The following is an 840-nucleotide window of genomic DNA, read 5'->3' on the forward strand; positions in this document are numbered from 1 at the left end:
GTGGTTCATGACTGGGGTGAAGTCGTAACAAGGTAGCCGTAGGGGAACCTGCGGCTGGATCACCTCCTTAATCGACGATCACTGTGTCCTGGCAAGTGCTCACATCAATTACCTGATCAAATAGAGCAATGACTGTTTGGGAGCGGATCCTGACGGTGGGAAAGCCGGGTCTGTCGCTCAGTTGGTGAGCGCGCATCCCCTGCCCTTGGGTAAAGAGCGGGGTGAGGTCGGCCGACCGGCGTGTTCTATTCCTGTGAGCAGTTACACACGACCGGGTCTGTAGCTCAGTTGGTTAGAGCGCACCCCTGATAAGGGTGAGGTCGGCAGTTCGAGTCTGCCCAGACCCACCATTCTTCTCGCTCCGTTGATTAGGGTGCACCCCCTGGGGTGAAATAAAGAAGAGGGTGAGGTTGCCGGGGTCCTTCGAGTCTGCCCAGACCCACCAATTTTAGCCAAAGCTGCGTTATTTTGTGACTCGCATAGTAGGTGCCACGTCACAAAAATGTCTTGCTTTGACCAAAATACCCTTTCGCACCGAGGTGTTGCTAAAAGGGGCCTTAGCTCAGCTGGGAGAGCGCCTGCCTTGCACGCAGGAGGTCAGCGGTTCGATCCCGCTAGGCTCCACCATCTCGTGACCTGTTCAATTTCCTGTGGTGTCCCAACAGTCAATCAATATGTCGTGGCCAGTGATAAGCCTACCGTCGGGTGGGTTTATCACTGTTCATCGAACAGTGGCTCTTTAACAACATGAATCAAGCTGACAAAGTGTAAGAGATACGACTCAAGCGTATCCGGCAATGTTGAATCGCGACCAGACCCCTTGGGGTTATATGGTCAAGC

General features: G+C 53.8%; 2 tRNA genes and 1 rRNA gene. All 3 read left to right on the forward strand.

From position 1 onward, the window contains the following. Positions 1-70: ribosomal RNA gene (locus tag ACPF7Z_RS19400) — 16S ribosomal RNA — on the forward strand; the annotation flags it as partial. A gap of 203 nt (positions 71-273) precedes the next feature. Next, positions 274-350, forward strand: a tRNA-Ile gene (locus ACPF7Z_RS19405). A 201-nt stretch (positions 351-551) separates the two neighbouring features. Further along, positions 552-627 (forward strand) — tRNA-Ala (locus ACPF7Z_RS19410). Positions 628-840: the final 213 nt, after the last annotated feature.

The organism is Halomonas sp. GXIMD04776, from assembly GCF_049808615.1.
GTDB lineage: Bacteria > Pseudomonadota > Gammaproteobacteria > Pseudomonadales > Halomonadaceae > Modicisalibacter.